Origin of the sequence: Actinomadura chokoriensis (assembly GCF_041463665.1) — a bacterium.
GTDB classification, from domain to species: domain Bacteria; phylum Actinomycetota; class Actinomycetes; order Streptosporangiales; family Streptosporangiaceae; genus Spirillospora; species Spirillospora chokoriensis_A.
Genome location: NZ_JAXCEJ010000016.1, coordinates 1 through 24,690, shown reverse-complemented (window position 1 = coordinate 24,690; position 24,690 = coordinate 1). Strand labels below are relative to the sequence as shown.

The following is a 24,690-nucleotide window of genomic DNA, read 5'->3' as shown; positions in this document are numbered from 1 at the left end:
GCCCTCACGACGGGTCTGCCCCGCCCCGCAAGACCATCGGCCGAGCAACCCTTCCAAGTCGCCGACCCCATAGGGGCGGCCTCCGACGAGGCCGCCCCGCTGGTGGTCATGGAGTGATCAGGTGTGCTGGGGGCGGTGGCGGCGCAGGAGCGGGACCAGGTTCAGCGCGAGGCCGATGACGGCGACGGCGCTGACCAGGTTGACGCCCGGGTGGAACTCGGCGAAGCCGTCGCCGCCCGAGGCCGTGCCGCCGGCGACCAGGGCGGTGACGACCGCGAGGACGAGAGCGGCGCCGACCTGGCCCGAGGTCTGCACCAGGCCGGAGGCCAGACCTTGCTCGGAGTCGTCGATGCCGTCCGTGGCCTGCGCCATGATCGAGCTGAACCCGAACGCGAATCCGCCGCCCAGCAGGAGCATCGTCGGCAGGATCGTGAACGCGTAGTGCGGGGCGTTCCCCGCCGTGGCCAGAAACCAGACGTAGCCGAGGCTGAGCGACGTCATCGAGCTGATGATCAGAGGGGCCGTCCCGTACCGGTCGATCAGGCGTCCGACGAAGGGGGAGCCGAAGGCGACGAGGAGCCCGGCGGGCAGCAGTCCCATGGCCATCTTCAGCGGCGACCAGTGCAGGACGTCCTGGAGGTAGAGGGTCATCATGAACTGGAAGCTGAGGTACGAGCCGAACAGCGCGACGATGCTCAGGTTCGCGCGGACGATGGCGCCGATCCGCAGGATGCCGAGCCGGATCAGCGGGTGCCGCACCTTGTTCTCGGTGACGAAGAAGCCGACCAGCAGGGCGGCGGCGAGCGCGACGGACCCGAGGGTGACGGGGGCGAGCCAGCCGCGGTCGGGCGCCGAGACCACGGTGTAGACGGCGAGCAGCATGCCGCCGGTGAGCGTCACGGCGCCGACGATGTCGTGTCCGCCGTCGGACGGGGGCCTGTCCCGCGGGATCAGCGCGATGCCCGCGACCAGCGCGATCAGCGCGAGCGGGACGGGCGTCAGGAACGTCCAGCGCCAGCCGAGACCGGTCAGCAGCCCGCCCAGGATCAGCCCGGACGAGTAGCCGCTGGCGCCGAAGACGGAGAACACCGACAGCGCCCGGTTCCGCGCCGGCCCCTCATGGAACGTGGTGGTCAGGATGGACAGGGCGGTGGGCGCGGTGAACGCGGCGGCGAGCCCCTTGACGAAACGGGTGACGATCAGCAGGGTGCCGTCGTTCACCAGCCCGCCCACCAGGGACGCGACGGCGAACACGGCGAGCGCGGTGAGGAAGACCCGGCGGCGTCCGAGCAGGTCGGCGGTGCGGCCGCCGAGGAGGAGCAGCCCGCCGTAGCCGAGGACGTACCCGTTCACGATCCACTGCAGCGACGTGGTGGAAAGGCCGAGTTCGGCGCCCATCGACGGCAGCGCGACGCCCACCATCGAGACGTCGAGCCCGTCGAGGAACAACACGCCGCACAGGACCGCGAGGACTCCCCACAGCCGGGGAGTCCAGATCTGTTCGGTCGGCGGGCGCTCGGCGGCGGCCGGCGCCCGGACGGTGGAGGCAGGGGGAATGTCGGTGATAGCCACGTCGGAGGACAGTACATGCACATGCATCAAATGTCCACGCACTAATTTTGGCAGAATTTAATGCGAGTGCATCTGATGCGCACGCATGGTACGATCCGCGGCATGAAGGCGAAGGCTGCTCTGGTCGGCCGCTGGCGCGAGCTGGCGACCTGCTACAACACGGTCGCGTGCGCCCTGGACCGCGCCCTGCAGGACGCCCACGGCCTGAGCATGAGCGAGTACGAGACGCTCGACCGCCTGGTCGATCTCGACTGTGAGAAGCGCCGCATGCAGGAGATCGCCGCGGCGATGTATCTCAGCCAGAGCGCCCTGTCCCGCACGGTCGCCCGCCTGGAGAAGCAGGGCTACGTCGAGCGCGGCCTTTGCGAGGACGACCGCCGCGGCGTCCTCGTCCAGATCACCGAAGCCGGGCGCCATCGCCACGCCGAGGCCCGCGAGACCCACCTCCAGGTCCTCGCCGAAAAGCTGACGCCCTGACCGCGACCGGCCCGAGGCGGGGCTTCCGGGGAGTTAGCGCGGCTCGACTACACTTTTGTCATTCGTTGTCGCAAATCGTTCGCGTCTAGAGGTGGGGCATGACCGCTTCGCAGAGCACCGCCGAGGAGTTGCGCGGTGTCGGGCTGCGGGTGACGGCCGCCCGCGTCGCACTGCTGGAGACCGTCCGGCATGGGGACCACCTCGGTGTCGAGGCGATCGCGTCCGGGGTGCGGGACCGCGTGGGGCACATCTCGCTCCAGGCCGTTTACGAGGCGCTTCACGCGCTCACGGCGGTGGGGCTGGTGCGCCGCATCGAGCCGGCCGGGAGCCCGGCGCGGTTCGAGGGGCGGGTCGGCGACAACCACCATCATCTGGTGTGCCGCAACTGCGGCGCGGTCAAGGACGTCGACTGCGCGGTGGGGCATCCGCCGTGCATGGATCCGGTGGACGACGCCGGTTACCTGGTCGACGAGGCCGATGTAACGTTCTGGGGCCTTTGCCCCGATTGCCGCACGCAGTGACGGCGTCCAGGCCGGCCCGCCTCCCGGGCCGGCCTGGACGGACGAAGGGTCAGGCGAGGTCGAACCGGTCCAGGTTCATCACCTTGTCCCAGGCCGCGACGAAGTCACGGACGAACTTCTCCTTCGCGTCGTCGCTGGCGTAGACCTCGGCGACCGCGCGCAGTTCGGAGTTGGAGCCGAAGACGAGGTCGACCCGGTTGCCGGTCCACTTGACCGCGCCGGTGGCGTCGCGTCCCTCGAAGGTCTCCGCGTCCTCGGACGTCGGCTCCCACGTGGTGCCCATGTCGAGCAGGTTCACGAAGAAGTCGTTCGTCAGGGCGCCCGGCGTGTCGGTGAAGACGCCGTGCGCCGTCTTCTTGTGGTTCGCGCCCAGGACGCGGAGGCCGCCGACGAGGACCGTCATCTCGGGCGCGCTCAGGGTGAGCAGGTTCGCCCGGTCGATGAGGAGGTACTCGGCCGGGAGCCGGTTGCCCTTGCCGAGGTAGTTGCGGAACCCGTCGTAGGTCGGCTCCATCGCGGCGAACGACTCGACGTCGGTCTGCTCCTGGGAGGCGTCCGTGCGTCCCGGCGTGAAGGGGACCTCGATGTCGTGGCCCGCGTCCTTCGCGGCCTTCTCGACCGCGGCGCACCCGCCGAGGACGATCAGGTCGGCGAGCGAGACCCGCTTGCCGCCGGAGTTGAACGACTCCTGGACGCCCTCCAGCGTGCGCAGCACCGGCGCCAGCTCGTCGGGGTCGTTGACCTCCCAGCCGCTCTGCGGCTCCAGCCGGATGCGGGCGCCGTTCGCGCCGCCCCGCTTGTCGGTGCCGCGGAAGGACGCGGCCGACGCCCACGCGGTGGAGACGAGCTGGGAGACCGACAGCCCCGAGGAGAGGATCTGCTCCTTGAGGGCCGCGATGTCGGCGGCTCCGATCAGCTCGTGGTCCACGGCCGGGACGGGGTCCTGCCAGACGAGGGTCTCGGACGGGACCTCCGGGCCGAGGTAGCGGGCGATCGGTCCCATGTCGCGGTGGGTCAGCTTGAACCACGCGCGGGCGAACGCGTCCGCGAAGGCGTCGGGGTTCTCCAGGAACCGGCGCGAGATCGGCTCGTAGATCGGGTCCATGCGGAGCGACAGGTCGGTCGTCAGCATGGTCGGGTGGGTCCGCTTGGACGGGTCGAAGGCGTCGGGGACGGTGTCGGCGCCGGCGCCGTTCTTCGGCCGCCACTGGTTGGCGCCCGCGGGGCTCTCGAACAGCTCCCACTCGTACCCGAACAGGATCTCGAAGAAGCTGTTATCCCAGGCCGTCGGGGTGTTCGTCCAGGTGCCCTCAAGGCCGCTGGTGATCGTGTCCGCGCCCTTGCCGGTGCCGAAGGTGCTCTTCCAGCCGAGCCCCATCTGCTCCAGGGGGGCGCCTTCGGGCTCGGGCCCGACGTGGTCGGCCGGGCCGGCGCCGTGCGTCTTGCCGAACGTGTGGCCGCCGGCGATCAGCGCGACGGTCTCCTCGTCGTTCATCGCCATCCGGCGGAACGTCTCGCGGATGTCGCGGGCGGCGGCGATCGGGTCCGGGTTGCCGTTCGGCCCTTCCGGGTTGACGTAGATGAGCCCCATCTGGACGGCGCCGAGCGGGTTCTCCAGGTCCCGGTCGCCGGTGTAGCGCTCGTCGCCGAGCCAGGTCGTCTCGGGACCCCAGTAGACGTTCTCGTCGGGCTGCCAGGCGTCCTCGCGTCCACCGGCGAAGCCGAAGGTCGTGAAGCCCATCTCCTCCAGTGCGACGTTGCCGGCCAGGACCAGCAGGTCGGCCCAGGAGATCTTCTGGCCGTACTTCTTCTTGACCGGCCACAGGAGGCGGCGGGCCTTGTCGAGGCTCGCGTTGTCGGGCCAGCTGTTGAGCGGCGCGAAGCGCTGCTGCCCGGACCCGGCGCCGCCGCGGCCGTCGCTGATGCGGTAGGTGCCGGCGCTGTGCCACGCCATCCGGATCATGAAGGGGCCGTAGTTGCCGAAGTCGGCGGGCCACCAGTCCTGCGACTCGGTGAGGACCCCGGCGATGTCCCGCTTGAGGGCGGGCAGGTCGAGGGTCTGGAACGCCGCGGCGTAGTCGAAGTCCTTGTCGAGCGGGTCGGCCATGGGCGGGTTGTGGGCGAGGATCTTCAGGTTGAGCTGGTTCGGCCACCAGCCGCGGTTGCCGCCGCCCTGGGTGGGGTGCGGGGCGCGCGTGTGCACGACCGGGCAGCCACCGGCGCTTTCCTCGTTCGTCTCGTAGACGTTGGCTTCGTTGTTCTCAGCCATTGAACTTCCTTCCAGGACGAAGCAAGTGATGGGTCAGGTGGTGCAGTCGGGGCAGAGGCCCCAGTAGACGACCTCGGCCTCGTCGATCGAGTAGCCGCGGTCGTCGGAGGCTGTGAGACAGGGAGCTTCGCCGACGGCGCAGTCGACGTCGGCGATGGCGCCGCAGGTCCGGCACACCACGTGGTGGTGGTTGTCCCCGGTCCGCGACTCGTAACGCGCCACGGAACCGGAGGGCTGGATGCGCCGCACCAGCCCGGCCGCCGTCAGCGCGCGCAGGCAGTCGTACACGGTCTGGTGGGACACCGTCGGGAGGTCGCGGCGGACGGCCCCGATGATCGAGTCGGTGTCCGCGTGCGGATCACCGTGCACCGCGCGCAGCACCGCGAGCCGCGGACGGGTCACCCGCAGGGCGGCCTCGCGCAGCATCTCCTGGAACTCCAAGGCGGGCGCCACGGCAGACAGACTGGCTCACTCTCTGGAGTCAGTCAAGATTTGGAGGTGCCCAAGTTTGACTCGGTTTGCGAGGGGATCCGTCCCGCGCGTGGCGGGCGCGTCCCACCCGACCGTCCGGGCGGTCGCGGACGCGCCGGCACCGCCTTCCACCTCGGCCTACCTCGACTTCGGCCAAAGGAACAGCTTTGACAGGTAGGAGGTGCAAATCGGGGCGTTTCACTAGGATGCTCGCGTGCGCGAAGATCAAGAGGTCCCGGTGGACGGCGGGCTGACCGCACCGCTCCTGCTGCCGGAGGACCGTCCCGGCGAGGACGAGCCCGCGGAGGTGGCCGTGCAGCGCGACAGGATCGCGATCACCGAGGTCGATCCCGCCCCGGTCCGCGCGTTCGGCGCGGACGTCGAGCGGCTCGCCGGGCTGGTGAAGCAGCTCGCGGCGCTCGCCGCCGTGCTGGGCGACCGGCTGGACGGCGAGGTCCGCGACGCCCTGGACGGCGCCGAGCGCGCCCTGGCCGAGGCGCGCGGCGCGCGGCAGGAGTCCGCGGACGCGGACCAGCGCGCCGAGCAGGCCGCCGCCCGCGCCGAAGCGGCCCTGCGGGAGACCGCGCAGGCGCGCGAGGAGTTCGAGAAGGGGCTCGCCGCCGCGAAGGCGAGCGTCACTGCGGCGCAGGAGAGCGAGGCCAACGCGTGGAAGGAGGCCGGCGCTCACCAGCAGGCCCGTGCCACGTCCGCGAACGAGGCCGCGCACGCCGAGGGGCTCCGCAAGCGCGCCGAGGCGGCCTGGAGCACCGAGCACCAGGCCCGCGACGACGCCGAGCGCGAGCGGGACGAGCTCGCCACGCGGCTGTCGGCCGAGCAGAGCGCGCTCGCCATCGCCCGCACCGATCTCGCGGACGTACGCGCCGAGCTGGCGGAGGCCCGGTCCAAGCTGGAGGCCGCCGCCGACACCGAGCGGCGGCTGCGGGCCGAGCTGAGCGTCGTCCAGGGCGAGGTCGCGGGGCTGACCGTGGAGCGGAACGCCGCCGCGGGCCGGGCGGAGGATCAGGCCGTCCGCGCCAAGCGCGCCGAGCAGCTCGCCGACTCCGCGGAGGACCGGATCCTCGCCGCGATGACGCGCGCCGACCGGGCCGAGCAGCGCGCGGACGCGGCGGAGGAGCGCGCCGACGCCGCCGAGGTCCGCATCGACCGCGACGCCGCGACCGTGCGCGCGTTGCAGGAGACCCTGCGCGCGGCGCTGGACCTCCCGGCCGTCGAGGAACTCGACGACGGCCAAGGTGTGCGGGTCGGCGAGTCCGCGGCGGTCACCGCGAGGCTCGGCGGCCTCATCGGCGTCGACCAGGTCCCGGACGTCATGGACGGCGAGCTGGCCGGCCGTTTCGCCCGCGCGATCCTGGCGGTCCGCGTCCACCAGGCGACCAAGCGTCCCGCGTCCACGGACCTCGTCGACCAACCCGAGGACGACCCCGCCGACGACTGAGCCCGCGCTCGGAGGCCGCAGAACGTCCCGCGGCTCGGGACCGTCGGTTCCCTGGCTATTGCGAGCGGAGTGCCGCGGGGGCGCCGGACGGTACGGCGGGGTTGCCGGGCATGACCCGGTCGATACGGGCGTAGCCGGCGCCCGGGGCGGGGCGCGGATCCTTCTCACCGCGGTTCGGCCAGAACGCCATGGCGCGCTCGGCCTGGGCCGTGATCGTGAGGGACGGGTTGACGCCGAGGTTCGCGGTGACCGCCGAGCCGTCCACGATGTGCAGGCCGGGGTGCCCGTGGACGCGGTGGTAGGGGTCGATGACTCCGGTCTCCGGAGTCTCCCCGATGACGCAGCCGCCGATGAAGTGCGCGGTGGTCGGGATGTTGAACAGGTCGAACCACGTCCCGCCGGGGGTGGCGTCGAGTTCCTCGGCGAGCATCCGGACGGCGTCGTGGGCGACGGGGATCCAGGTCGGGTTGGGCTCGCCGTCGCCCTGGCACGCGACGAGCCTGCGGCGGCCGAGGCGGCTTCGCCTCTCGCCGACGGTGATCGAGTTGTCGGCGGTCTGCATGACGAGGGCGATCACCGTCCGCTTGGCCCAGTCCTTGAGGGACAGCCCGCGCAGGATGATCGTCGGGTGCCGGACGGACTGGCCGAGGAACTTCAGCCAGCGGGGCGCGCCGCCGCCGTCGATCAGCAGCGTCCGGATGACCCCCATCGCGTTGTTGCCCGCCCCGTACCGGGTGGGTTCGATGTGGGTCTTCTCGTCCGGATGGAAGGAGGAGGTGATGGCGAGCCCGGTGCTGTGGTCGACGTCCTTCTCGCGGTGCCACACGGTCATGCGCTCGACGCCGAGGAGGGCCTCGGAGTTGGTGCGGGTGAGCTCGCCGAGGCGGGGCGACAGGTGCGGGAGGCGACCGGCGGCGCGCATCCGGTGCAGGAGCCGCTGCGTCCCGTACGTCCCGGCGGCGAGGACGACGTGCTCGGCGGTCAGCGTCCGGCGGCGCCTGCGCAGCGGCGTGGTCGTCTCCGTGCCGACCTCGTAGCCGCCGGACGCGCCGCGCGCGCCGGGCGACAGGGACGTGACGGTCGTGTCCGGGATGACCTGGACGCCCGCCTTCTCCGCCAGGTAGAGGTAGTTCTTGGTGAGCATGTTCTTCGCGCCGACCTTGCAGCCGATCATGCAGGAGCCGCAGCCGGTGCAGGTCGTCCGGCGGGGACCGGCGCCGCCGAAGTACGGGTCGTCGGCGTCCTCGCCGGGCTTGTCGCCGAAGAACACGCCGACCGGCGTCGGATGGTAGGTGTCGCCGACGCCCATGCGGTCCGCGACGCGCCTCATCGCCTCGTCGGCGGGGGTGACGAGCGGGTTCACCGTGACGCCGAGCATGCGCCGGGCCTGGTCGTAGAACGGTTTCAGCTCGTCCTGCCAGTCGGTGATGCGGCCCCACTGCCGGTCCTTGAAGAAGGGCTCCGGCGGGACGTAGAGGGTGTTGGCATAGACGAGGGAGCCGCCGCCGACACCCGCCCCTGCCAGGACCAGGACGCCGGCCTTGCCGCCGACCAGGTGAACGCGCTGGATCCCGCGCATGCCGAGGCGGGGAGCCCACACGTACTTGCGCAGCCGCCAGGACGTCTTGGGCAGGGTGTCCTCGTCGAAGCGGCGTCCGGCCTCGATCACGGCGACCCGGTAGCCCTTCTCGGCCAGCCGCAGCGCCGCCACGCTGCCGCCGAACCCCGAACCCACAACGATCACGTCGAAGTCGTAGCCGCCACCGGGCATAGCAAACACCACCTTCGTCGGGGGGAACGAAGAAGCCGAGTGTGCCTCTCCGAAGGGTCGCACACCATGCGCGCATCGCAACGATTCATCGCCGTTTTGGTCATCGCAGTGACAAAGCGCGGCGCCTCCCCACTCCCTTTCCATTCTCCCGGTGCCCCTGTGCGGCCCGATATCGTCGAGGCCCCACTCCGGTGGAGGGACTTTTGTGGAACTGACTTCATCCGGCGGTGCTGCTGCTGCTCGTCCCGGCGCTGGCCTCACCGCGTGCGGGGGCGACGGCGGGAAACCGAAGCCGTCCGCCTTCGACGGTGGCGCTGGCCTTCGGTGGGAAGCGGTCCGTCGCCGTGGCGCCGGGCGGTGAGATCCTCAGCGACCCGGTGCCGCTGGCCACCGCGCCCTTGGAGAAGCCGGCGGTCACGCCGCGGGGTCGGGGAGGTGCGCACCCTTCATCAGTGGGCCGACGCCAGAGTGGCGGATCAGCAGCGCGGCACCACGAGGATCATGTCCGTCCTTATGGGGATGCCAGGCCTGTATGCGGCGATCGCGGTCGTTAACGCCGTCGTGATCGCCGCCGCCGAACGCCGCGCCGAGTTCGCCGCCGCCCGCGCCACCGGCCTGACCCGCTCCCAGGTCGTCCGGATGGCCGCCATCGAGTCGGCCGCCGTCACGTTCATCGGCCTGGCTCCGGGCGCTCTGGTCGCAGCGGGGGCCCTGGCCGGCTTCTTTCCGGAAATGCAAGGCGTGCGCATCCTCGCGGTGCCGTGGAACCTCTTCGGCCTGTGGACGGTGGCCGCCCTGACCATCACTCCCGTGGCCGCGGCCCTGACCGCACTCGCCGCGACCAGATCGTCCCCACGGCTTTGGTCGCCGCCGGGGGAATAGCAGGCCGATGCAGGTGGAAAAGGGTTTGAGCGAGGAGGCGCCCGGTTGCTACCTTCGCGGTCGACCGTGAAGAAGTCGCAAGGAGGTGAGGACCCGTGAACACAGTCACCCATGGGTGCTCCCTCAGCCTGTCACGGTCCGGCGACTGACGTCCGGTGTCGCCAGGAGCGCCTGAGATCGAGGCTCTCCTGGAAGGAGACTCCGATGGACGCAAAGCCTTTCACATCCGGCCTGAGCGAGAACGCGGTGCAGGTCACGCGCGTCGCGGACAGGCATTGGCATGCACTAGACGACGACCTGGTGGTCGGCCGCGGGTATGCGGAGCAGCGGCCCGACGGACGCCTGTTCGTCAGCGTCGACGCCTGGCACGACTCCACTTTCGACCGGCTCGCCGAGGCGATGCTGGCGGAACTCCCGGCGCCGCTCCACACGGTGGTCGATGAGGCGGACACCGAACTGACGGCCAGATGGCGGCGGACCGGTTTCAGGGTCCGGCGCCGCGAGTGGGAGTACGTCGTACCGACCGACCCGCGGGTCACAGGTCTCGAAGAGGTCCTGCCGCCGCCGGGCGTGACGATCGTTTCCGGGGGCAAGGCGGACGAGGACCTGCTGCGAGCGGTGGACCGCGCGATCCGCGACGAGGTCGAGGCAACCGTCGGCTGGTGGCAGTCGATGCCCGCGGAGGTGCTCCCCCGCCCCGAGGGCGACACGATCGTCGACCCGGCGAAGTACGCCGTGGCCGCGGCACCGGATCGCTACCTGGGCCTGATCCGGGTGGTGACGGTGCGCCGGCCCCGCATCGGGCTGGTGGCGGTCCGGGCCGGCGAGCAGCGCCGCGGCATCGCACGGGCGCTGCTGGCCCACTCACTGGGCACGCTGCACCGCTCCGGGTTCGACGCCGCCTGGGCCGAGGCCCAGGAGACCAACCGAGCAGCCGTGGCGCTGTTCGAGGGCATCGGCGCCCGGCGGGTGGGGAGCAACCTGGAGCTGGTGCGATGAGGAGCAAACACGGCATCGAAGTCGAGGGCAGGGTCGTCGAGTGCCTTCGCAGCGCCATGTTCACCGTGGAGATCAACGGCGGGCACCGGGTGCTCGCGCACATCAGCGGCAAGATGCGCAAGAACTTCATCAGGATCTACCTGGAGGACCGGGTCCTGGTGGAGCTCACGCCGTACGACGTGACCCGCGGCCGCATCGTCTTCCGCTACCGCAACTGACAGCGGCCGGCACCCTCCGTCGCAACTGACCCATCGGGCCTCGGTCACGGCTTCCGCGGCCGGGGCCCGATGACCTACGGACGAAAGGCACCGGTCGCCGCCCTGCAAGTGAAGGCAACCCGGGAGGTCTACACCAGCTTTCCTATGCGGCCCTGTCGTACGGGGCACGCACATCGGCCGCTTGCACATCGTTTGCTGGCGCATCGTTTGCTGGCGTATCGGCTGCTGACGTATCGGCTGCTGGCACCTCGGCCGCTCGCACCTCGGCCGCTCGCACATCGGCCGCTCGCACATCGGCCGCTCGCACATCGGCCGCTCGCACCTCGGCCGCTCGCACCTCGGCCGCTCGCACATCGGCCGCTCGCACATCGGCCGCTCGCACATCGGCCGCTCGCACATCGGCCGCTCGCACATCGGTTGCTGGCGCATCGGCCGGTCGCCGGTTGGTTGCTGGCGGGTCGGCCGCTCGCGGGGCGGGCGCGGGTGGAGCGCCCGTGCGCGTGATGGCTGGTGGGAGAAGCCTGTAGGTGTATCGGCCGGTGGTGAAGTCGTGGCTGGCGTGGAGTTGTCGTGGGTTGGCGTGTTTGTAGCGGTTGTGCCATCCGCAGCACAGGGCGAGTTTGTCGATGTCGGTGGGGCTGTCGCCGAGGGCCCACCCGTTGACGTGGTCGACTTCGCACAGGCTCCCGGGGACTTCGCAGCCTTCTACCGCGCAGGTGGGGTAGCGGGTTTCCAGGACCTGGCGCTGGGCGGCCGTGGCGAAGCGAACCTTGTGCCCCAGGTACAGCGGCGTGTGGCCGCCGGCCAGCAGCAGTGGTGAGACTCCGGCGGCCAGGGCAATGCGGCGGGCCTGGGGCGCGGGGATCGGCGAGCCGTCGGTCAGCCGCGCCGGTACCGGGCCGCCGGTCAGGGTCTCCAGGTCACAGATGACGGTGACCTTGGTGGCCTTGTGCCCGCCCGACAGGACGCCGCTCAGCGCCGCGGCGGTCCGTTCGGCCAGGTCACGGTCGTCGTCGGGCCCGGCGGGCTTGGCCAGCGGCGCGAGGGTGCCAGCCCAGATCGCGGCGTCCTCGGCGTTGAGCCAGCCGTTGATGTAGCGGCCGCCATCGAGAGAACGGGTGGAAGTGATCCAGGACCTTTCATACCCTCGCCGGGCCTCAGCCGGTGGCTCGTCGTGACCGTCGCGTTCGGCGATCACGTCGCGGATGCGGCGGCCGAACACGGCGAGCTTCCCGGGCGAGACGCCTTGCCCGACCATGTCCAGCAACAGCGTCTCGGCCTTGGCGCAGTCCTGATCGTCCAACCGCGCCACGGCCTCGGCGACCGTTGCGGCGTAGCCGTAGGACAACTCGCCGCTGGCCAGCCGCTCGCGAACCTCGGGGAGCCGGTGGCGGTGCCGGGCCAGGGTGAGGCGTTCCCTGGCGCGCGACTCGCGCATGCCCAGCCGCGACCGCAGCCATGCCTGCGTGGAGGGCAACCCCCAGCGGCGCACTTCCCCGGCCGCGTCCACCTGTCCGATGAGTCCGGCCAGCGCCCCCTCCTGAGCGTCGGTTGCGGCCGCTAACGTCTCGGCCAGCTCCATGCACACCGAAGCCGACTCCGGCGCGGGACGGGCGGCGAGTTCGGCGGCGATCGCAGCCGCGACGTCCACCAGCTCCTGGGTGGACGTCGCACCGAGATCCATATCCGTAACCGAACACATACTCAGAGTGTATCGAACTAAAGGTCAAGCGACCTCCAGAACGGGACTTGACTACTGTCACCACCGGGACAGCAGACCCTCATGGACCTGGGAGTCCGGTTGGCGGCCCCGGCGAACCGGCGCCGTCGGCCGCCCCGCCGCTTGGCGCTCTCGCTCGCCGTTGCCGAGCGGACGCATTCGAAGTGGGCGACCTCAAGTCCTGGATGCCCTCGCGGTCCTTGCGGACGTCGGTGCAGCCGAGAGAGGTGAGCCGATCGGCGTCCTGTCCGCTGTTGGCACACGTCGGGTTGGAGCGGTAGGTGGCGATCGCGGCGTCGTGGTCGGGCAACAGGGGCGGTGCCTGGGCGTTGACGTCGGTCAAGAACACTTCGAGGGCCCCGGGCAGGTTGGGACCACGTCCGCTCGCAAACCACTGCGGGAGCCGTGCGCACGACCTCCAGCGCCGGATCGAGAACTCCGGGTTCGGACACTCGCCAACGGCCGGGTCTTCGGCACCGCGACCACATCGGGATGGGACCCCACCCTCGGCACCCCCACCGATCGGGCACCGCCGACTTCGGGCACACCGGACCGTCCTGCTCCAGGTGGTTCGCCCCTGCCGGCAGTGGGCCCGTCCGTCCGGCGAGGCCGGGGGTTGGCGAGGTCGCACCCCAGGGGGACGGGTGCGACCCGCTCGCCGGACGGACGGGGGTTCTAGAGGGCGAGCCGCGCCCAGACGAGCTTGCCGCGACCGCCGCCGATCTGCCGGTATCCGCAGCCGCCGGTCGCCAGGAGCCGCACCATCATCAGCCCCCGGCCGCCCTCGGCCTCGGGATCGGCCTCCGGCACGACCGGCGGCGCGTGGGACGGGTCCCACACCCGGAACTCGATGGCACCGTCCACGAGCGTGACCCACGCCTGGATCTCGTGCCCCTCGACGGCGTGCACCACGGCGTTCGTGGCCAGCTCGGACATGATCGTCCGCCCCACGTAGTCGTGCTGCGCAAGGCCCCATGCCTCACATGCCTCCGAGACGAGCGACCGCGTCAGATACACGCTCTCGGGATAGGCACGCCAACGCAGGGCGAATTCATTTGGCGCCTTTGACGGACGCTTGTCCTGAATGTCCTGAATGTCATTCATCGCGGGCCACCTTTCTCGCTGAACCCACCCCGAACTTTGCCGCCGCCGGTTACGCTTGTCGCGTTTCGTTCAGTGATCCCTAGATGAAGGATCTTGAATGGCGCGAGTAGATCGCCTCGATCCCGATCACAACCTGTGGCACTGGCTGTCCGTTGACCTGCGAGTTTGGCGCGAGGAACGCAACCTTTCCCAGGCCGACGTGGCCCAGATCTGCGGCGTTGATAATTCCACGGTTTCAAACTGGGAATCGGGCAGCGCGAAAACCCCCCAAAAGCACACCGAAACTCTTGACCGGGTATGGCGCACCCGCGGTCATTTCACCCGACTTAGGAGGCTTGCTGACAGCTCTCACGATCCGAACTGGTTCCAGCAGTTCGCCGCCTACGAGCGACGCGCGCGGGTGGTCAGCCCATATGCCGCACTCCTGATTCCTGCTCTCCTCCAGACGCCTGAGTATGCGCGGGCCTTGATCGCCGGTGGTCAGATTGTCGACGATGTGGACACCGCCGTAGAGGAACGAATGGCGAGACAGGAGATCCTCCGGCAGCCCGACCCACCAGACCTATGGGTGCTGATCAAGGAATCGGTCCTCTGGGATTGCATCGGGACTCCGGAGATCATGCGTGCGCAACTCGTTCATCTGATCGAGATGGGCCAGAAGCGCGGCATCGTTATCCGCGTGGTCCCCCGCACCGTTGGCGTACATCCAGGGGTTGACGGCTCGTTCACCCTCCTCGATGTGAACGGCACCGAGATGGCTTGGTCAGAGGCGGTCGGAGGCGGGCGTTTGGTTACAGACCCCGCGAACGTCCGTGATTACCGGGTACGGTATGACCGGATTGGCGCTGACAGCCTGTCGCGAGACTCCACTAGGAAACTCATAGCCGAGGTTATGGAGGCCACACAGTGAGCGAGCGCGTTTGGCGTAAGTCCAGCCGAAGCGGCACGGGCGGTGCCGGGGGGCAAGATTGCGTGGAGGTGGCGGCTCTCGCTGAGGGGCACGGCGTCAGGGATAGCAAGGCACCCGACAACGGCCACCTCACCCTCTCTCCCGCAAGCTTCGCCCAGCTCGTCACCCGCGTGAAGCGCGGAGACCTGGACCTTTAGACCCTCCCGACAACGCGGACGGCCCCGCCTTCGATTTACGGCGAGAACCGGATCAGCTCGAAGACGGGGCCCGTCCCGGGCCGTGCTCCCCAGACGGAGCCGGACCGTCAGCGGCCGGGGCTCACTCCGCCGGAGGCTCCTTCGGCTGCTCAAGCGCTTCGGCGATGGCGTTGAACTCGGCAAGCGCGGCCGTCAGGTCCTCGACGATCTCACGGGCGATGACTGCCGGCGGCAACAGGCTGTCGGCGTCCTCCAGGCTCGGATCCTTCAGCCACGTGATGTCGAGGTTGACCTTGTCGCGGGCGAGCAGCTCGTCGTAGGTATACGCCTTGAACCGCTCGGACTCGATGCGGTTCTCGTGGGGCTCGCCGGGGCGGTAGCACTTGACGAAGTCGTCCAAGTGCTCGCGGGTGAGCCTGTTCTGCTTCAGCGTGAAGTGCTGGCCGGTGCGGAAGTCGTACACCCACAGCTTGGACGTCCACGGCGCTTCCGGCCGGGCCTCCTTCTTGTCGAAGAACAGCACGTTGGCCTTGACGCCGCCCGCGTAGAAGATCCCCGTGGGCAGCCGCAGCAGCGTGTGCACGTCGAACTGCTTGAGGAGCCTCCGCCGGATCGTCTCCCCTGCCCCACCCTCGAACAGCACGTTGTCGGGCAGGACGACGGCCGCGCGCCCGGGGATGCCTAGCATCGACGCGATGTGCTGGACGAAGTTGAGTTGCTTGTTCTTGGTCGTGACCCAGAAGTCCTGGCGGGTGTACTCGATGTCCTCGCGGTTGGCCCGTCCGTCCTCACCGACCACGGTGATGGACGACTTGCGTCCGAACGGCGGATTGGCCAAGACCACGCTCGGGTAGACGTGCGACGGCTCGGCCAGCGCGTCACGTACCTCGATCAGCGACTCACCGTTGGGCTTGCCGATGCCGTGCAGCAGCATGTTCATCGCCGCCAGCCGGGCCGTCCCATCCACCAGCTCGATCCCACGGATGCTGCCAGAAGCCAACTTGTCACGTTGCTCAGGTGTCAGGTCGCTGCCGTAATTGCTCTGAATGTAGTGGTGGGCCGCAAGGAGGAACCCGCCCGTCCCACAAGCCGGGTCGCAGACCACATCGGACGGGCCGGGCTGGACGCAGTCGACCATCGCGGCGATCAGCTCACGAGGCGTGAAGTACTGCCCTGCCCCGGACTTGACGTCCTCGGCCCCCTTGGCAAGTAGCTCCTCGTAGGCGTCGCCCTTCACGTCGACGCCCTGGCTGGACCACTTCTCCTTGTCGATCAGATCGACGATCAGCCTCTTGAGCTTGGCCGGGTCCTGGATCCGGTTCTGCGCCTTGCGGAAGATGACGCCGAGGGTGTCCCTGCGCTGCCCGAAATCCCGGAGGACGTGGTTGTAGGTGTCCTCAAGCTCTTGCCCATCGGCGTCCAGCAGCGATTGCCAGGCGTTCCCCACCGGCCGGAGTGCGAGGTCCGGGAAGCTCGTACGGTTGGCCCGCTCGTGCCCCATCTTCAGAAAGAGCAGGAACGTGAGCTGCTCCACGTAGTCGATCGTGGAGACACCGTCGTCGCGCAGCACATCGCAGTAGTTCCATAGCTTCGCGACCAGCCGCCGCGTCTCCGCAGTGCTCACAACAGCGTCTCTTTCTGGGGTGCCTTCTCGCCCTTGCTCCGTCGCGCCCGCCGCACCGGCCCCTGCGCCGCCCGCTCCGCCCGAATCCGCTCCAGCAACACCGAGGCGGGCTCATCCGCCGGATCCTGCTCCACCAACCGCCCCGCGAACGCCTCCGCCAGCAGCGAACGTCGCAGCAACTTACTTTCAGTCGTCAGTCGAATTCCCGCAAGGCGATTGATACCTGCCATCTCTATATCAAGGGCGGCAACAACCTCCCTCTGCCGATCCAAGGAAGGGACGGGAATTTCTAGATCGACAAGGTGTGGATTATTTATTTGCGGAACGTTCGATCCATCGCAGAGTGCGGAAAGATTGATCCCCTCGAGCCAGTACCATAGATATTTCACAACTAGCGTCTCGCCGGGAATGATTCCCATCGTATTGAGGTCATATGCTGCGGGTGTTTTCGTTATTCTCTTTTTGTTAGTGTGAATGGCACCTCCCCGCTTAGGGATGAGAACGGTGCCAGCAGGTCGAACATGCAACCCAAGTTGGGCCGCATCTTCACGAAGTACATATGTCCGAGACTCGTGCATAAAATGATCGTTAGACAGGTTCATGTCGCCGACCTTGTAATAGGGAACCGAATTGATACTAGGAACCTGCTGGACAAGTTCTGAGATTCCCTTGGGAGTCTGACCGCTAGCGATCGTCGCAACACTTGCAAGGCGCTGAACAGATTTCGAATCTGCCAACAGTCGATAAAAACAGTCCCTCAGGACAGATTCCCTCAGTTTTACAAGCCTAAGCCGGGCCTTTTCCGCTGCTCGCTGGGCATTGTCAAGAAGAGAGAGGTGGCCTTCAAGGGCGGCGACGATCCGGCGCTGCTCACTCAAGGGGGGAACGAGGACGCCGATTTCCTTGAGTGAACTTTGTGAGATATTACGCATCGAATCCTTAGTTCCTGTCGCCCGGCGCGATATATCACGTCTAATGCCAGGAGAGCCCAAGAGGCAGGAAAACCAGCGACGATCAACCGAAGGCGAGGGAACCAAGCGGAGACTCTTGTCGCTCAAAAGTAGTCGTGGACGACAGTTTTTTACGAGAACAGAGGCACCCACATAGCTCTCGGTATTTGCTCTACTGAGGAGAATGTCGCCAGACTTTATTTCGTTGGCGTCATCAATTTCAATATCCGGACGAACCGCCTTGTTCTCCGTCTCTCGAAATTCACCCCAGGTCATCGCGCTAACCTTGATGATGCCCCATTCGTCTGAGCCGGCCGGGCGGGGTTCGCAGCGGAAGGACTTACCCGCTTCAACACCCAGAAGGAGGTCTCCAAGAGTGGCTTCAGCCCAGCCAGGAGGAAGATCTGTCATGCGGTGAGGTTCCGGTTCAGGTCGGTGAGGAGGGGTTCGGCGTTGGCGTCGCCGAAGGTTTTCAGGAAGCCGTCGATGCCGCCGTGGTCGGTGAACGGGGGCTTGTCGAGTTCGGTCGAGTCAATGGCGGCGTGGGTGATGACCACGTCGCAGATGTGGTCCAGCCACCAGCGCTGGTCGGGGGTGAACTCGACTCCGGCCTGCTGTTGCTTCACAAGCCAGGCAGCGTACCGCTCCTCTACGACACCGCGGTGCGGTTTGGGCTCGCTGTCGATGTCGAGCTCATAGCGGATGAGGCCGATGAGATCGACCACTCCGTGCCGGGCGGCGCGCGTCCCCGGTGCGAGGTCGAGCTTTTCGTAGGCCTTCCACAGCTCTTCGGGTGTCCACTCGTGCGGGGGACGCGCGATCCGGGCGGCCAGTTCCTTGAGCTTGGCGTAGGCCGCGCGGCCGGGCTGGCCGCTGCGGTAGGCGGCTTCGATCGCGGTGATCTCGTCCCGGTGCTCCTTCAGGTAGGCGCGCCAGGAGGTGATGACCTCCTGGGCGCGCAGCTTGGGGTCCTGGGCGGCGGCTTCGATGAGGGTGTCGGGGTTGACCTCGTCCCAGTAGACGTCGTGGGCGCGGCGGATCTCCAGCAGGCGCCGGCGCAGTTCGGTGTTCTCTGCCAGGGGGCGGACGGCCTGGACGATGAGGTCGTGGACGGCGGCCCTTCCCTTCTGGCCGCCCTCGCCGTAGGCCGCCTGGAGGGCGTCCGGGTCGGCGCAGCTCGACACCGAGTTGATCACCTCGGCGAGCGGGCGGCCGGCGAGTTTCTCCAGTTCGGCGCGCTCGTCGGGGGTGATCTGCTTGTTGAGGCGGGCGAGACGTCCGGCCAGAGTGGAGGCCTCGTCCGGGCTGATGGTCAGGTTGGCGGCCTTGTTGAGGAGGGACTCCAGGTTGATCTGCCTGTCGCTGTGCTGCACGAGCGGAGTCGCGTCCACGCGCGGGCTGTCGGTGACGCCGACGGCGTCGACGATCACGAACCGGGTCTTCTCCTCCACGTCCGGCGTGACCTGCTTCAGCTCGGCGGGGTCGACGGTGCGGGCGCCGCGGCCCTTCATCTGCTCGAACAGGGCCCAGCTCCTGACCTCGTTGAGGAAGAACACGCACTCCAGGGGGCGGATGTCCGTCCCCGTCGCGATCATGTTGACCGTGACGGCGATCCGCAGGTCCGGGGAGTTGCGGAACTCCGCGATCAGAGCGTCCGGGTCCGCGGCCTTGTAGGTGATCTTCTTGCAGAAGTCGTTGCCCTTGCCGAAGACCGTGCGGGCCATGTTCACGATCTCCTCGGCGTGGTTGTCGTCCACGGCGAAGATGAGCGTCTTGGGCACGTAGGTGCGGCCGGGGAAGATCTCGGTGAACAGCCGGTCGCGGAAGGTCTCCATCACCAGCCGGAGCTGACCGGTGCTGATCACCTTGCGGCCGAGCTGAGTCCCCGTCCAGGTGAGGTCGTCGTCGAGTTCCTCGTAGCGCTTGCGGCGGGTGGGACGGCTCATGATCGGCACGACGGTGCCCTGGTCGATGGTGGCGCCGCGCTCGGCGTGCTCGGTGCGAATCCGGTAGACGTCGAAGTCCACGTTGACGGCGTCGGCGACCGACTCGCGGTAGGTGTACTCGCTGACCAGGTTCTGGGCGAAGAACCCGAAGGTCTGCTTGACCGGGGTGGCGGTGAGGCCGACCAGGTAGGCGTCGAAGTACTCCAGCACCTGGCGCCACACGCCGTAGATCGACCGGTGGCACTCGTCCACGATGATCAGGTCGAAGGTCTCCGGGGGCAGGTCGGCGCTGTAGTCGACCTCGACGACGCCGCTGGCGTCGTAGCTGTCGTAGCTCTCGTCCTCGACGTCGGGGTCCATGGGCTCGCCCCGCAGCCGCGCGTACAGGCGCTGGACCGTGGAAATGACGACCTTGGTCGAGTCCTTCATGGCCGCGCCGCCGAGCCGCTCGACGTTGTAGAGCTCGGTGAACTTGCGGCCGTCATCGGGAGTGACGAAGTTGTCGAACTCGGTGTAGGCCTGCTTGCCGAGGTTGTTGCGGTCGACCAGGAACAGCACCCGGCGCGCCTTGGCGTACCTCAGCAGCCGGTAGGTCTGGGTGACGGCCATGTAGGTCTTGCCCGCGCCGGTGGCCATCTGGACCAGGCCGCGCGGCTCGTCCCGGACGAGCGACTGCTCCAAGCCCGTGATGGCGCGCGTCTGCGCGGCGCGCAGGGTCCGGGTGTCCAGGGGCGGAAGCGTGCGGAGCCTGCCCCGCAACGTGGGCGTCCCAGGTTCGGAGTCCGCTTCGCGCATCCAGCGGGCGAGCGTCTCGGGCCGGTGGAAGGAGAACACCGAGCGGGCGCGCGGCGCCGGATCGAGCGCGTTGGTGAAATGGGTCTCCACCGCCGTGGACTCGTACCTGAACGGCAGCGGCATCCGCCAGGCGGCGACCTGCTGGGACGCGGTCAGCGTGTCGGCGTAGCGGGCCGACTGCGCTTCCACCGGCGTCAGGATCACACCCTCGCGCTTGGCCTCGATCACTCCGACGAGCTTCTGGTCCACCCACAGCAGGTAGTCGGCCACGCCCTCGGCCGTGGGCGCCTCGCGCACGGCCACGCCCCGGGTGGCGAACAGGTTGGTGCCCTTGATGTGGTCCTGGACCTGCCAGCCGGCGAGCCGCAGCATCTCGTCCAGCCGCTGGCGGACCTCCGCCTCGGTCAGCGGCTCGACGGCCGCGTGCTGGGCCCGCGCGATGAAGGCGTCGCGCTCGACGGGCCGCACCTTGGCCGGACGGGTGACCTCGGCGGCGAAGCGCTTCTCGGCCTCGGCGAGCTGCTGCTGGGTCCGCTCGACCAGCCCGCGCAGCTCCTCCCGGTCGGCCCGGGCTTTGCCGAGTTCCTCCTCGGCCTGCCGGCGGGCCAGGGCCTCGGCCTCCGCCTTGGAGTTCTGCCCGTCCCGGCTGACCTTGACCGCGGCCAGCCGCTCCCGCAGGCGCTCCAGCTCCTGCCGCAGCTGCTCCATCTCGGCTCGCTCGACCACCGACGCCAGGGGCCGGGTGGCGGGGTCGGGCGGCGGGACGAACCCGAGGGGCGCGGGACCTCCGGTGGCGGCCCTGTGGAACCAGACGCCCAGCTCGAAACACGTCCGCACGCACGCCAGGGCCGCCTGCACGTCTCCCCAGTGGGAATGGACGGCCTGATTTCCCGATATTCGGACATCATCAAATGCCCGGCGGACGCTGGGCACCAGGACCCCCGCGCTCGCAAGAGCGGCGATTCTGGCGTTTTGCGTAGTTCCGTTGATCGGCGTCTGCGTGCGCGCTACCAGCAGTTTCGCCAGCGTCTCGGTGAAACGCCGGGCCTTGCCCATGGCCGCGTCGGGGTCGCTGTAGATATAGGCTTCGGCTGCCGCACCGTCCACCACCAGCAACGGCTCATGCGGCAGCAGGAACCCGAAGTTCCGCGACCGTCCTGCCAGTTCTCCGAACGAGTCGGCCATGACTCATCACCCCGCACCCCGAGCATTGCGACGAACGTTGCAGGATATCTGCTTCGCCCCATTCTTCCCAGGGGTCCGCCGACTTCCCCGCCGACTTCTTGACGCTTCGACCGGCCGGGAGGATGTCCTCCAGGCGCCAAAAGCTCCGCCACTCCGTGAAACCACGGATATCCGGGGTGAGGGTCACCGCAACCGGCGCAGACGGATCAAGGTGTTCAGAGCACTGGCATATACCTCATATGGTCGTACGATTCTTGGAAAAGGTGTGGAGGAGATCTTGGAGATCGGTGCGGTCGGCAGCCTGGCGACGAACGTGGTCATCCCTGGATCAGCCCAGGCGCCGATCGATGTCTACATCGATCACGTGGCACTGCGCGTGGCCATCGTCGAGCGGGTCGGGACGAGATCTCTCGGTTCCGACTGGGACGTACCCGGCGTCTACGCACTCCTCGACCCCGCCTCCTCCGACGGGACGTGGGGCGTCTACGTAGGCAAGGCTCCCGCGGGCATCAAGTCCCGCCTGTCGGACCACCTCAGCGGGAAGGACCACTGGTCCCGCGCAGTCCTTCTCCGCAGAGACACCAGCTACGGCTTTCATTCGGCCCAGGTCGGATGGCTGGAAGGGCGCTTGTACGACCTCCTTCACGCGGTACCGGAGGCCCGTCTTCACAACCTGCGCCGACCGGTCGACGAAACGCTCCCGCCGCACGATCGCCAGATGCTCGAAAACTGCGTCGTGCCGTTCGTGCGCGTGCTGCGCCTCCTCGGTTACGACGCCACCACCTCCAACGCGATGCCCGAACCGCCGCTCCCGCGCCCGCGGGTGCCCAGCGATAGCGGTAGGAGGGTCAGGCGAAAGATCCACGGCACGGTGCCGGACCTCCTGCTCGCCGGGCTGCTCGAAGCACAAGCGAAGCTGGTCTCCACCAGCCGCGCACACCCAGCGGAAGCAATCATCTTGCCCGACGGCCGCATCGAGCACGACGGACGCCTCTTCGGCAGCCCTTCGGGCGCGGCGGACTACGTCACCAAAGGGTCCGAGAACGGATGGACATTCTGGGCGGTGGAGACTGACACCGGCACAATCACGCTTGACTCTCTCCGAAAGCGTCTCAGCCCGCCGTCCCCGGGCTGATCTCGCCAATGAGCCGGATGAAGATGGACGGCCCGCGGCCCATCCTCGGCCAACCGCAGCGCGCCGCCCACCTGCGCACCCGCGCCGCCGGACGCGCGGACACACAACGTCCGCATTCGTCTGTAATGATCCCCAGGTGACCCTGACCCAGCGGACCTCGATCCGACTGCTCGCCGCGGCGGCGCTGCTCGGCCTGGCCGGGTGCGGCACCGAGACGGCGCCCGGCGCCGCCCCGTCCGAGCCCTACCCGGTGCTGCCGACGCGTCCGGCGACCCCGTCCTCCGCCGCGTCCCCGGCTCCGCCCGTCTGCACGCCGGAGGGCATCAGCATCGGCATGGGCGAGGTCAGCGCCGCGATGGGCCTGCGCGCGGCGACGATCAAGCTGCGCAACTGCGGTGACCGCCCGTACCGGCTGAACGGCTACCCGGAGTTGCGCGTCCTGTCCGCGGACCGGCAGCCCTTCGACGTGACGATCGTGCAGGGCACCACGCAGATCAAGGACGGCGGGCCGAAGCCGCTGACGATCCGGCCGGGCGGGTCGGCCGTCTTCGGGATCGTCTGGCGGAACCTGGTCACCGACCCGACCACCACGGCCGTCGCCGGCAGGTACCTGGAGGTGCGGCCGGCGCCGGGACGGCCCGTCGTCATCGTCGAGGCCGACGGCCCCCTCGACCTCGGCAACACCGGCCGCCTGGAGGAGACCGCCTGGGGCCCCGCCCGACGCTGACTCAGCGGGACGGCGCCTGGACCTTCCCGATGCCGAGCGTGTTGCTCGCGGGCATCAGGCCGCTCTCCAGGACCTTGACGAGGACGGGCATCGTCAGCCGCGCGAGCCGGTCGGCCCTGCCGGCGCCGAGCGTCCGCCAGGGCGCGTAGGCGAGGTCGTCGGTCATCCGCTCGACGGAGTCGCGCAGCTCCCGGCCCGCGCCGGTCGCGGCGCCGTCGGCGTCGACGAGCCCCCGGGAGGCGAGGCGGTCGCGCGCGGCGGCCCACTCGCCGTCCGTCCAGCCCCGGCTCGCGAACGTCTCGACCGGCGCGGCGCCGATCGCGGCGAAGGAGACCAGCGACTCGGCGGGATCGAGCCCGTGGGCGAGGAGCGCGGCCACATGCCCGTCCCCGCGCTGCTCGCGCAGGATGCCGATCGCGTGCCACAGGACGAGATGCGGCTCGTCCGGCCAGGGCAGGTCGGCGTTGGCGGCGGCGATCGGACGCCCGGCGGTGCTCGCCTCCTCGGCGGCGGCGCGGGCGAGCCCGGCGGCCTCGGCGAGGTCCGCGGCGCCGATCCCGTCGCCGAGCAGCGTCCGGTACATGCGGTCGACGGCGCGCTCCCGGGCCCGCAGGACGCGGTCAGGCGGCGCGACCGTCCAGGCGGCGGGGATGTGCTCGCCGACCATGCGCGGGCTGAAGCTGTAGAAGGCGGACGAGACCCGCTCGGCTCCGGCGGCGCCGAGCGGTGCGGCGCGCCATGCGAAGTAGCTGGGCCAGCGGGTGTCCACCTGGTACCCGAGCGCCGCCGCCTCGGCGAACACCTCGGGCGAGTACCAGAACAGGGCGTGCACGGGTTCGAGCTGATGCCACATCTGCCGCGCCAGGCCGGGGTTCTCCGTCATCGCGCCTCCTTCGTGATCGACCCCAGCCTATCTAGACAATGACAAGATTGCACCATCGCGACGGACGGCCGCCCGCCGATTCTCACCACGGACCGGAGAAAACACCGGTTTTGTACGCCCCGCTGGGCGCCCCGGAACCCGCTGTCCCGGAAAGGCCAAGATCAGTACACCGGTCGCATTGCCCATCACGCAACGCAGGTGAATGATTGCGTTGCGTTGTCGAATCGAGACAGGTGTGTGATGCGTTGACCAGGGGGATGGAAAGGCTCGGCGAACCGTTCGGCTTCAGCGGCGACGGCGAGGACGGCCGCCGCGCCCGCCGGATCGTCCGCGAACTCGCCGCGAAGGTCCTCCCGGACGAGGGCCTCCTCGACGACGTCGAGCTGATGACCGCCGAGGCCGTCGCCAACGCCGTCCTGCACGGCTCCGGGCTCGTCACCGTGACCGTTGAGACCGACGGCCGCGCCCTGCGCGTCGAGGTCGCCGACGACGGGCCCGCGCACGCCGGTCCGGCCGATGCCGACCCGCACGGCCGCCGGCGCCTCGACCACGGCCGCGGCCTGACCGTCATCGACGCGCTGGCCGGCGAATGGCGCCTGGCCCAGTCCCCCGGCCGCACCCGCCTCTGGTTCACCGTGGCGCCCTGACACGTAGCCGAGCCCGCGGAGCGCGCGGCCGGTTCCTAGTGCGGTGTCCACGAACGTCGACCGGGTCGCCTACCTCGTTGACTTGCGGCGTGTCGTTGCCTCCGACGCGGCGGTTTCTAGTGTCTGTTGCAACGAGGTCCTTCTGGAAGGATCTTGTTGTGCCAGGACGTCGTCTTACGCTCGGTGAGCGTGCGCAGATTGAGGTGTTGTTCGGTGAGGGCCGGTTGATTC

General features: G+C 69.1%; 21 protein-coding genes. 11 read left to right on the top strand and 10 right to left on the bottom strand.

The window, feature by feature from the left end; translation table 11 throughout:
* Nucleotides 1–117: 117 nt before the first annotated feature.
* On the bottom strand, nucleotides 118–1,572 hold the full coding sequence (locus SM418_RS23515; RefSeq protein WP_371943306.1) for an MFS transporter: 1,455 nt from the start codon (nucleotides 1,570–1,572) through the stop codon (nucleotides 118–120).
* 102 nt (nucleotides 1,573–1,674) lie between these two features.
* Between SM418_RS23515 and SM418_RS23510 the strand changes: the two genes are divergently transcribed.
* The gene (locus SM418_RS23510) at nucleotides 1,675–2,049 is read left to right on the top strand and encodes a MarR family winged helix-turn-helix transcriptional regulator (RefSeq protein ID WP_371943305.1); all 375 of its coding nucleotides are present in this window, start codon (nucleotides 1,675–1,677) and stop codon (nucleotides 2,047–2,049) included.
* Nucleotides 2,050–2,147: 98 nt separating this feature from the next.
* On the top strand, nucleotides 2,148–2,570 hold the full coding sequence (locus tag SM418_RS23505; RefSeq protein ID WP_371943304.1) for a Fur family transcriptional regulator: 423 nt from the start codon (nucleotides 2,148–2,150) through the stop codon (nucleotides 2,568–2,570).
* Between the two features lie 49 nt (nucleotides 2,571–2,619).
* On the opposite strand, the gene katG is transcribed toward SM418_RS23505, so the two are convergent.
* Entirely contained in the window at nucleotides 2,620–4,839 is a 2,220-nt protein-coding gene (katG, locus tag SM418_RS23500; RefSeq protein WP_371943303.1) for a catalase/peroxidase HPI, read from the bottom strand.
* A gap of 33 nt (nucleotides 4,840–4,872) precedes the next feature.
* Nucleotides 4,873–5,265: a Fur family transcriptional regulator gene (locus SM418_RS23495; RefSeq protein WP_371943467.1), complete on the bottom strand. Its 393-nt coding sequence runs from the start codon at nucleotides 5,263–5,265 to the stop codon at nucleotides 4,873–4,875.
* Between the two features lie 259 nt (nucleotides 5,266–5,524).
* Here SM418_RS23495 and SM418_RS23490 point away from each other — a divergent pair, with 259 nt between their 5' ends.
* A complete protein-coding gene (locus SM418_RS23490; protein ID WP_371943302.1) occupies nucleotides 5,525–6,766 on the top strand; it encodes a coiled-coil domain-containing protein in 1,242 nt (413 codons plus the stop codon).
* A gap of 55 nt (nucleotides 6,767–6,821) precedes the next feature.
* Here the strand turns inward: SM418_RS23490 and SM418_RS23485 are convergent, their stop codons facing one another.
* Nucleotides 6,822–8,537, bottom strand: coding sequence for a GMC oxidoreductase (locus tag SM418_RS23485; protein ID WP_371943301.1), 1,716 nt, complete (start codon nucleotides 8,535–8,537; stop codon nucleotides 6,822–6,824).
* A gap of 519 nt (nucleotides 8,538–9,056) precedes the next feature.
* On the opposite strand from SM418_RS23485, the gene SM418_RS23480 reads away from it, so the two are divergent.
* The 3 genes from SM418_RS23480 to infA all read left to right on the top strand — a co-directional run bounded on the left by SM418_RS23480 (nucleotide 9,057) and on the right by infA (nucleotide 10,636).
* Nucleotides 9,057–9,419, top strand: coding sequence for an FtsX-like permease family protein (locus SM418_RS23480; RefSeq protein WP_371943300.1), 363 nt, complete (start codon nucleotides 9,057–9,059; stop codon nucleotides 9,417–9,419).
* 204 nt (nucleotides 9,420–9,623) lie between these two features.
* Nucleotides 9,624–10,418: a GNAT family N-acetyltransferase gene (locus tag SM418_RS23475; RefSeq protein WP_371943299.1), complete on the top strand. Its 795-nt coding sequence runs from the start codon at nucleotides 9,624–9,626 to the stop codon at nucleotides 10,416–10,418.
* The gene (infA, locus tag SM418_RS23470) at nucleotides 10,415–10,636 is read left to right on the top strand and encodes a translation initiation factor IF-1 (protein WP_371943298.1); all 222 of its coding nucleotides are present in this window, start codon (nucleotides 10,415–10,417) and stop codon (nucleotides 10,634–10,636) included. Before SM418_RS23475 ends, infA begins: the two co-directional genes overlap by 4 nt.
* Before the next feature lie 142 nt (nucleotides 10,637–10,778).
* Here the strand turns inward: infA and SM418_RS23465 are convergent, their stop codons facing one another.
* Nucleotides 10,779–12,338 (bottom strand): HNH endonuclease signature motif containing protein, encoded by a 1,560-nt coding sequence (locus SM418_RS23465; protein ID WP_371943297.1) that lies wholly within the window; start codon nucleotides 12,336–12,338, stop codon nucleotides 10,779–10,781.
* 693 nt (nucleotides 12,339–13,031) lie between these two features.
* Nucleotides 13,032–13,460, bottom strand: coding sequence for an ATP-binding protein (locus SM418_RS23460; RefSeq protein WP_371943296.1), 429 nt, complete (start codon nucleotides 13,458–13,460; stop codon nucleotides 13,032–13,034).
* 97 nt (nucleotides 13,461–13,557) lie between these two features.
* Between SM418_RS23460 and SM418_RS23455 the strand changes: the two genes are divergently transcribed.
* The gene (locus SM418_RS23455; RefSeq protein WP_371943295.1) at nucleotides 13,558–14,370 is read left to right on the top strand and encodes a helix-turn-helix domain-containing protein; all 813 of its coding nucleotides are present in this window, start codon (nucleotides 13,558–13,560) and stop codon (nucleotides 14,368–14,370) included.
* Nucleotides 14,367–14,567 (top strand): DUF397 domain-containing protein, encoded by a 201-nt coding sequence (locus SM418_RS23450; protein ID WP_371943294.1) that lies wholly within the window; start codon nucleotides 14,367–14,369, stop codon nucleotides 14,565–14,567. Before SM418_RS23455 ends, SM418_RS23450 begins: the two co-directional genes overlap by 4 nt.
* A gap of 121 nt (nucleotides 14,568–14,688) precedes the next feature.
* Here SM418_RS23450 and SM418_RS23445 read toward each other — a convergent pair whose 3' ends face one another.
* The 3 genes from SM418_RS23445 to SM418_RS23435 are packed head-to-tail and all read right to left on the bottom strand — an operon-like array spanning nucleotide 14,689 to nucleotide 21,067.
* A complete protein-coding gene (locus tag SM418_RS23445) occupies nucleotides 14,689–16,191 on the bottom strand; it encodes a class I SAM-dependent DNA methyltransferase (protein WP_371943293.1) in 1,503 nt (500 codons plus the stop codon).
* The gene (locus tag SM418_RS23440) at nucleotides 16,188–17,552 is read right to left on the bottom strand and encodes a restriction endonuclease subunit S (RefSeq protein WP_371943292.1); all 1,365 of its coding nucleotides are present in this window, start codon (nucleotides 17,550–17,552) and stop codon (nucleotides 16,188–16,190) included. The genes SM418_RS23445 and SM418_RS23440 overlap by 4 nt, the downstream gene beginning before the upstream one ends.
* Complete coding sequence (locus SM418_RS23435) at nucleotides 17,549–21,067, bottom strand: DEAD/DEAH box helicase family protein (RefSeq protein ID WP_371943291.1); 3,519 nt, start codon at nucleotides 21,065–21,067, stop codon at nucleotides 17,549–17,551. The genes SM418_RS23440 and SM418_RS23435 overlap by 4 nt, the downstream gene beginning before the upstream one ends.
* Before the next feature lie 265 nt (nucleotides 21,068–21,332).
* Between SM418_RS23435 and SM418_RS23430 the strand changes: the two genes are divergently transcribed.
* Both SM418_RS23430 and SM418_RS23425 read left to right on the top strand, forming a co-directional pair.
* Nucleotides 21,333–22,202, top strand: coding sequence for a restriction system modified-DNA reader domain-containing protein (locus tag SM418_RS23430; RefSeq protein WP_371943289.1), 870 nt, complete (start codon nucleotides 21,333–21,335; stop codon nucleotides 22,200–22,202).
* Nucleotides 22,203–22,338: 136 nt separating this feature from the next.
* The gene (locus SM418_RS23425; protein ID WP_371943288.1) at nucleotides 22,339–22,929 is read left to right on the top strand and encodes a DUF4232 domain-containing protein; all 591 of its coding nucleotides are present in this window, start codon (nucleotides 22,339–22,341) and stop codon (nucleotides 22,927–22,929) included.
* A 1-nt stretch (nucleotide 22,930) separates the two neighbouring features.
* Here SM418_RS23425 and SM418_RS23420 read toward each other — a convergent pair whose 3' ends face one another.
* Nucleotides 22,931–23,812: an SCO6745 family protein gene (locus SM418_RS23420; RefSeq protein WP_371943286.1), complete on the bottom strand. Its 882-nt coding sequence runs from the start codon at nucleotides 23,810–23,812 to the stop codon at nucleotides 22,931–22,933.
* 245 nt (nucleotides 23,813–24,057) lie between these two features.
* Between SM418_RS23420 and SM418_RS23415 the strand changes: the two genes are divergently transcribed.
* Nucleotides 24,058–24,459, top strand: a complete 402-nt coding sequence (locus SM418_RS23415) for an ATP-binding protein (RefSeq protein ID WP_371943285.1) — start codon at nucleotides 24,058–24,060, stop codon at nucleotides 24,457–24,459.
* Nucleotides 24,460–24,690: the final 231 nt, after the last annotated feature.